Annotated in this window: 6 protein-coding genes; 3 read left to right on the top strand and 3 right to left on the bottom strand. The window is 75.2% G+C overall.

From position 1 onward, the window contains the following. Window positions 1–303: 303 nt before the first annotated feature. From LLG88_11430 to LLG88_11420, 3 genes are read right to left on the bottom strand one after another with little or no spacing between them, the layout of a single operon-like run. The gene (locus tag LLG88_11430) at window positions 304–1,506 is read right to left on the bottom strand and encodes a 4-hydroxy-3-methylbut-2-enyl diphosphate reductase (GenBank protein ID MCE5247511.1); all 1,203 of its coding nucleotides are present in this window, start codon (window positions 1,504–1,506) and stop codon (window positions 304–306) included. Between the two features lie 30 nt (window positions 1,507–1,536). Next, complete coding sequence (locus tag LLG88_11425; protein MCE5247510.1) at window positions 1,537–1,791, bottom strand: Fe(2+)-trafficking protein; 255 nt, start codon at window positions 1,789–1,791, stop codon at window positions 1,537–1,539. Between the two features lie 43 nt (window positions 1,792–1,834). Next, window positions 1,835–2,950 (bottom strand): cation diffusion facilitator family transporter, encoded by a 1,116-nt coding sequence (locus LLG88_11420; GenBank protein ID MCE5247509.1) that lies wholly within the window; start codon window positions 2,948–2,950, stop codon window positions 1,835–1,837. An 84-nt stretch (window positions 2,951–3,034) separates the two neighbouring features. Here LLG88_11420 and LLG88_11415 point away from each other — a divergent pair, with 84 nt between their 5' ends. The 3 genes from LLG88_11415 to LLG88_11405 form a co-directional block, all read left to right on the top strand. Then, window positions 3,035–5,287 carry a hypothetical protein gene (locus LLG88_11415; GenBank protein ID MCE5247508.1) on the top strand — a complete coding sequence of 751 codons (2,253 nt, stop codon included), beginning with the start codon at window positions 3,035–3,037 and terminating at the stop codon, window positions 5,285–5,287. 264 nt (window positions 5,288–5,551) lie between these two features. Continuing rightward, window positions 5,552–6,148 carry a sigma-70 family RNA polymerase sigma factor gene (locus LLG88_11410; protein MCE5247507.1) on the top strand — a complete coding sequence of 199 codons (597 nt, stop codon included), beginning with the start codon at window positions 5,552–5,554 and terminating at the stop codon, window positions 6,146–6,148. Then, window positions 6,129–7,305 (top strand): serine/threonine protein kinase (locus LLG88_11405; GenBank protein ID MCE5247506.1); only part of this gene is annotated, 1,177 nt, incomplete at its 3' end. The genes LLG88_11410 and LLG88_11405, both read left to right, overlap by 20 nt.

The following is a 7,305-nucleotide window of genomic DNA, read 5'->3' as shown; positions in this document are numbered from 1 at the left end:
GCGCCGGCGCCGCGAGCCGCTCCTCGCGCCACGCCCCGTGGAGTTTCGGCGCGCGCCTGTCCGACGACTTCGCCGGCGCGGTCGCCGCGCGCCCTTTGCGCGGGCCGCGCGCGCGTCCCGCGGCCGGGTGCGCCGGCGCGGCGGCCGCGCAGACGCAGACGCAGACGAACAGAGCGGCGCAGATCGCGGCGCGAAGCGAGCGACGCCCGGCCGCAGATCCGCGCGCGCGTCGCCCGGCCTCCGCTCCTCTCGCTTGACGCCCGGCCGCAGATCCGCGCGCCGGGCCTGCGGCGAAGGGCGAGATCACTCCTCGTCCGGCGCGGGGAGCCCGCGCAGTTCGAGCAGCCGCGCGATCAGCCGCCCGACTTCGCGGTCGGGCGTCGAGGCGCCGGCGGTGATCCCGACGACGACGTCCCCTTCCGGCAGCCATCCTTCGGCGACGACGACGTCCTTCGCGCCGACCGGCTTGTGGGCGATCCGCCGCGCGTCGAGCAGCCCGTCCGCCCCCTCGACGTGGAAGGTCGGCGCGCCCCCCGAGCAGATCTCGGCGAGGTGATTGGTGTTGGAGGAGTTGAACCCGCCGATGACGAGCATCAGGTCGGGCGGATCGAGCATCATCCGCCGCACCGCGTCCTGCCGGTCCTGCGTCGCCGAGCAGATCGTCTCGAAGGCGCGGAACCGCTCCGCCGCCTCGGCCTCGCCGTGCCGGCGGATCATCGCCTGCTTGATCCGCTCGGCGATCGCCAGCGACTCGGTCGAGAGCATCGTCGTCTGGTTCGCCATCCCGACCTTGTCGAGGTCGCGCGCCGGATCGAAGCCCGGCGAGGCGGCCTCGCCGAACCGCGCCATGAACGCCGCCGCGTCGCCCCCCTCCTCGATGAAGCGGGCCACCGCCTCGGCTTCGTCCATGTCGTAGACGACGAGGTGGCGGCCGCTCGGATGGCGCAGGGCGCGGCTCGCCGTGGCCCGCGTCTCTTCGTGGTTCCACTTGCCGTGGATCAGGCAGGTGCGCCCTTCCTTGGCGTACGCCTCGACGTTCCGCCACACGTTGAGCACCGAGCCGCAGGTCGTGTCGACGAGCGTGCAGCCGATCGCGCGCAGCCGGTCGAGCACCGGCACCGGCAGCCCGAACGCCGGGATCAGCACGACGTCCTCCGGCCGCAGGTCGGCGAACGTCGCCTTCGAACCGTGCGCCCCGTCGAGGAACTCGTAGCCGAGCTCCCGCAGACGGCGGTTGACGCCCGGGTTGTGGATGATCTCGCCGGCGACGAAGAGCCGCCGGTCGGGGAAGCGGGCCCGCGCCTCGTAGGCGTAGTCCACCGCGCGCTGGACGCCGTAGCAGAAGCCGAACTCCTCGGCGATCTTCACGACGAGCCCCGGCCAGTCGAGCCGCCGCCCCTGCTCGCGCGCGCGCCGCACGAGCGCGGAGTGGTAGTCGCGGGCGATGTCGCCCGCCACGGCCCGGCGCAGCCCGAACCCCTTGCGGATCAGCCCTTCGGAGTCCATGCGTCCGTCCCCCGGCGAGGCCGCGCCCGCTCAGGCCTCGCGGTGCTTCAGGAAGACGAGCATCTGCTCGCGCAGCGCCTTCGAGTGCTCGGGATCGAGCACGTTGAGGCGGTATTCGTTGATGATCCGCGTCTGCATCGTCAGCCACTCGTCCCAGCAGGCGCGGCAGGTGCCGTTTTGGATTTCGCGGCCCAGCTCGCCGGGCCACGGCGCGAACGCGAGGGCCGGGGCTTCGGCGGCGCCGCAGCGGCGGCAGGCGATCGTCGGGGAATTCTGTTCGCTCATCGTGACCTCGCGCGGCGCGCCCTGAAACGACCGCGGAACGGAATTATCGCAGGGGGGCGGCCGCGCCGCCCGCCGTCTCGTCTTCGAGCCGCGTGTTGTCGCGGCTGGCGTTCGCCTGCAGCAGCTGGCAGCCGTCCACGTCCGCGCCGGCCGGCCCGCCGGTCGCGAAATCGACGGTCCACGGATGGAGCGCCGCGAACGGCGTCGCGCGGACCGGACACTCTTCCATCCGGCACTGGCCGCAGAGCCGCGGCGTGCACGGATCGGGATGGACCATCACCTCGCCCGGACGGCCGAGGCGCCGCAGCGTGAAGTCGAGCAGCGCCTGCTGGCTGGCGTGGACCTTTTCCATCGACCAGAAGCGGGGAAACGCCAGATGGAAGTCCACGTGGACGAGATCGCCGGAGCGCCAGGCGCGGAGCAGGTGGATCTCGATCCACTCCGCGCGCCGGCCCTCGTCGAGCGCGGCGACGATGTTCCGCAGTAGTTCCGGCTCGGCGTGGTCCATCAGCGCGGAGGCCGAGCGGCGCAGCAGGCCGATCCCGGTCCAGGCGATCGAGACCGCGACGACGCAGGCGGCGATCGGGTCGAGCCGCAGCCAGCCGGTGAGCTGCACCAACCCCACGCCGGAGAGCACGCCGACCGTCGTCACCGTGTCGGTCAGCAGGTGCTTCCCTTCGGCGGCCAGCGTCTCGCTGTGGACCTTCCGTCCGCGCCGCGCGAGCGCCGCGCCGACGAGTCCGTTGACGACGCCGGCCGCGGCGGCGAGCGCGGCGCCGAAGCCGACGTTCTCCAGCGGCGCCGGCGCGACGAGCCGCGGCAGCGACTCGCGCACGATGCCGAGCGCGGCGAGGAGGATCATTCCGCCTTCGAGCCCCGCGGCGAAGAACTCGACGCGGCCGTGGCCGTAGGGATGCGAGCGGTCCGGCGGACGCGCGGCGAGCCAGACGCTGAACAGCCCGAACGCGCCGGTGAGGACGTTGACGATCGACTCCAGCGCGTCGGACAACAGCGCGCGCGAACCGGTCAGGCCGAACGCGGCCAGCTTCACCAGCATCAGCGACGAGGAAAGCGCCAGGACGCCGAGCATGATTCGGCGCCGGTGGGCGAGAGCCTCGGCGTCGTAGGGCGCGGGACCGATGAACGAGTCGTCGTTCACATCCGTCTCCACCGCCGCGGCGGGCGGAATGCTGATGGTACGCCGGATTGGGCTCCCCGCCCTTCGGCGGGTATCCTCTGCCGCATGTCGCCCGTGTTGCGCCCGATCGACCGGCGCGGCTTCGCCGCGCGGCGGCGGGTGCGGGACATCCTGGGGCGCCTGCTGGAGCAGGGCGCGATGCCGCCGAGCGAGTTCCGCGCGGCCTTGGCGGAGCTCGCGGCGACCCGCACGCTCGCCGCGGCGCAGCTGCTGCGCCTCTTCTCCGAAGGGCGCGTCGCCGACGAAGTCGCCGGCCTCGAGATCCTCGGCCGTCTCGCCGCCGTCGAGCAGGCGCCGGCCCTCGCCAAGGTCGCCAACGACCGCTCCAAGCCCGCGGCGGCGCGCGTCGTCGCCGCGCTCGCCCTGCTCGGACTCGATCTCGGCGACGCGATCGTCTCCCCCGACGTCTCGGGACTCGTGCTGCGCTGGCAGGCGCGCCACGTCGTCGAGGAGCCGACGCTCCGCGCGCCGCTGATGCGGCTCTACGAACGCGCCGACCGCGAGGAGCGGGTGGCTTGGGCCGCCCTGCAGGACCGCGAGCTGACCGAGCCGGAAGGACGCGCCGCGGTTCTCGAGATGCTCGCCGAGGTCGAGACCGATCCGGAGCTGCGCGCGGCGATCGTCGTCGCCATCGCGCGCGTCCCGGCGCCGGAGAGCCGCGCCGCGCTCGACCGCCTCGCGCCGCACGACGAGGCCGAGCGCTTCCTGCTCGCCGGCGCGCGCGGACGGCTCGACGCCCCGCTCGCCGCGCCCGCGCCCCCCGGCTGGAGCGCGCGGGTCGGCTGCGCCGACGCGGCCGGCGCCCTGACCTTGCGGTTCGACTACGCGCCCCCCGGACGTCCGCGCCGCGCCGTGCTCTTCGAGATGACGCTCGGCGCCGGGCTGCGCGACGCGCTCGGCCTCGTCGGCTCGGCGGTCGCGCACTACGACGAGCTCGACGAGGGGGACGAGCCGCCGTGCGCCGCGCCGACGGCCCCCGCCCCGGTGCCGTGGGCGATGGCCCTGCTGCGCGAGGCGCGGGCCGCCGACAAGCGCGCCGGAAGGAACCCGATCGCCGACGAGCTGCGCGCGGTGCGCCTGCTCGATCCGCTCTTCGACGTGGCGAGCGCCCCGGCGCCCGCGCCGCGCTTCGCCGACGACGCCGCGCCGGAAGCCGACGTGGCCGACCATGCCTTCTACGCCGGCTGGTCGTACGACGCGAGCGAGAGACGGCTCGACCCGCTGCGCCTTCAGGTGCTCCGCGACGGCCGCACGCAGCTCCCGCTGGACGACCCGCTCGTCGAGCGCGCCGCCCGCGCCCTCGCGCGCGCCGGCGAGCCGCGCCGCCTCGCGCGGCTGCTCGAGCACAACGCCGCGGTCCACGCCGCGGCGGGGGACGAAGAGGCCGCGCGGGCCGCCGCCGCCGCGGCCGCGGCGATCAAGACCGGCCGCTTCGCCGACCTGCCGCTCGTGCGCCGCATGGCCCGCCGCGGGCTCCATCCCGGCCATTACTTCTTCGCCCCGCCGCCGCGCGCCGCGGAGCGGGCCGACGTCGCCGCGCTGCTGACGAGCGTCCGTCCGCCGACGAAGCTCCGCGCGCTGGCCGTCGATCTCGCGCTGATCCTCGAGCGCGCGATCGACGTCTGGCAGTCCCGCATCCCGCCGCACGAGCGTCCGCGCGTGGACGTCGCCCAGCGGGGGGCGATCGGCCTCGGCGCCGCCGGGGCCCGCGACATCGCGCGCGCCTTCGTCCGCCGCGCCGGGCGCGAGGCCTGCGCCGCGTGGAGCGCCGATCTGGACGCGCGTCTCGAGGAGCACTACGTCCGCGTGCTCGACCGGATCGCCTTCCCCGTGCCGGCCTGCGACGAGCGGCGGCGCGGCCTCGTCCGGCTGCTCCTCGCCGCGAGCCGCGCGCTCGTCGAGCGGACCTGCCTCGGCCCCTGCCGCGAGCATTGCCCGACCGAGCCGAAGGCGCCGGGGAAGCGCGCGCTGCACGCCGGCGTCTTTCCCGGCGGCCACGACGCCGAGGCGTTCATCCGCACTTGGCCCGGCCCCTACGCCACCGAGCCGAACGCCGAGGAGCGGCTGCTGCTCGCCCGGTTCCTCCACCCGCCCCGCCGCGACGGCGCGGCGGCGCGGGCGCCGTTCACCTGCGGCGTTTGCGGCGAGACCCGCCCCGCCTCGGCGCGGGCGCGCGACCGGCTCGTCGGCCACGACCAGGCCGAGCCGATTCCCGTCTGCCGTCGTTGCCGCGACAAGTACCACCGCGATCCGGCGTTCCGCGCCGAGACGCTGGTCCGCCTCGGCCCCCTGCTCTGAGTCCGGCCCCGGTCGCCCGCCGGTCCGCGCTCCGCGCGCCGGCCGCCCCTTCCGCCCGCAGGGCTGCCATCCGCGCGCCGGCCGCTCGTTCCGCCTCTTCTCCGACATCCGTCCCCGGCCCGTTCGGTTTGCCCGGTCCTCTCGTTACCTGTTGACGAGAGCGTCCGAAGGAGACCGAACGTGTCGGCGACGTCGTGCGTGGCGACACTCCCCTCTTGCTACAATGGCTGGATCCATCCGATCCGACCGAGGGAGAGTCTCAGGGTGAGCGACACGTCCGATCCGTCCGCCGAATTCGAGAAGACGGTCGAATTGCTGCGGAAGGCGCGCGGGGGGGACGACGACGCGCTGGAAGTCCTGCTGAAGCGGCACGTGCCGCGCCTGCGCCGCTGGGCGCGGGGGCGGCTGCCGCGCTGGGCGCGCGACGCGGTCGACACCGAAGACATCGTCCAGGACACCGTGATGCGCACGCTGCGGCGGCTCGGCGAGTTCGAGCCGCGGCACGACGGGGCGCTGCAGGCCTATCTGCGGCAGGCGCTCCTCAACCGCGTGCAGGACGAAATCCGGCGCGCCCAGCGGCGCCCGGGCAAGGCGGAACTGGACGAAGAACAGGCCGACGGGGGCGCGTCGCCGCTCGAGGAGGCCGTGGGCCGCCAGGCGCTCGAACGCTACGAGACGGCGCTGGCGCGGCTCCGCGAGGACGACCGCGCCGCCGTCCTGATGCGCGTCGAGCTCCGCTGCGGGTATCAGGAGATCGCCGAGGCTTTGGGGAAGCCTTCGGCGGACGCGGCGCGGATGACGGTCGCGCGGGCCTTGGTCCGCTTGGTCGAGGAGATGGGGGATGGCCGCCAACAGCAATGAGCGCGAGGACCTGCTCGCCATCGCCGCCGCGGTCGGCGACGGCGCGGCGATCGATTGGGACGAAGCGGAGCGCACCGCGCCGGACGAAGAGGCGCGCAAGCGGGTACGCCGCCTGCGCCTCGTCTCCGACATCGCGCTCGTCCACGACACCCTCTCGGGCGCGGGGGACGGCGAGGAGCCGGGCGCCGCGGCCGGGACGCCGCCGCTCGATCGCTGGGGCTCGCTCGAGCTGCTGGAGAAGATCGGCGAAGGGGCGTTCAGCGAGGTCTACAGGGCGCGCGATCCGCGCCTCGACGCCGAAGTCGCGCTGAAGCTGCTCAAGCCGCGCGGCCGGACCGAGGAGTCGGCGGTCTTCGCGCCGATCCGCGAAGGGCGGCTGCTCGCCCGCGTGCGGCACGCCAACGTCGTCGCGGTCTACGGCGCCGACTGGCACCGCGGCCGGGTCGGCCTCTGGATGGAACTGCTCCACGGGCGGGACCTCGAGCAGATCCTCGCCAAGGACGGGCCGTTCGGCGCGCACGAGGCCGCGCTCGTCGGCATCGACCTCTGCGGCGCCCTCGCCGCGGTCCACGCCGCGGGGCTGGTCCACCAGGACGTCAAGGCCCGCAACGTGATGCGCGCCGCCGGCGGACGGATCGTGCTGATGGACCTCGGCGCGGGGCTCGAGGCGCGCGACCTCGAGGACGACGCCGCCGAGCGGCCGCTCGCCGGGACGCCGCTCTACGTCGCGCCGGAGATCTTCGACGGCGAGAGCCCCTCGCCCCGCTCGGACATCTACAGCCTCGGCGTGCTGCTCCACCACCTCGTCACCGGCGCCTATCCGGTCCGCGCCGCGACGCTCGGCGAAATGGCCCAGGCGCACGCGCGGGGGCTGCGCCGGCGTCTCCGCGACGAGCGGCCGGACCTCCCGGGCGCCTTCATCGAGGTCGTCGAGCGGGCGCTCGCGCCCTCGCCGGCGGAGCGCTTTCAGACGGCCGGGGAGTTCGAGTCGGCGCTGCGCGCGGCGCTCGCCGACCGCGCGGAAGGGTTCGCCCCGGCGCCGCCGCGACGGCCGCGGCGGCCCGCGTGGATCGCGGCGGCGGCCGCCGCGTCGGCCGCGCTCGTCGCCTTCGGCGCCTACCTCGCGCTGCGTTCGCCGACGACGCCCGCGGCGTCCG

This window comes from bacterium (genome assembly GCA_021372775.1).
GTDB lineage: Bacteria > Acidobacteriota > Polarisedimenticolia > J045 > J045 > JAJFTU01.
Note: the sequence above shows the minus strand (reverse complement) of the source record. Positions and strands in the feature narration are given on the sequence as shown.

Bases quoted from the DNA above. Each gene is read 5' to 3' on its own strand.
- LLG88_11430 (MCE5247511.1), bottom strand. From the start codon at position 1,506: ATGGACTCCGAAGGGCTGATCCGCAAGGGGTTCGGGCTGCGCCGGGCC.
- LLG88_11425 (MCE5247510.1), bottom strand. From the start codon at position 1,791: ATGAGCGAACAGAATTCCCCGACGATCGCCTGCCGCCGCTGCGGCGCC.
- LLG88_11415 (MCE5247508.1), top strand. From the start codon at position 3,035: ATGTCGCCCGTGTTGCGCCCGATCGACCGGCGCGGCTTCGCCGCGCGG.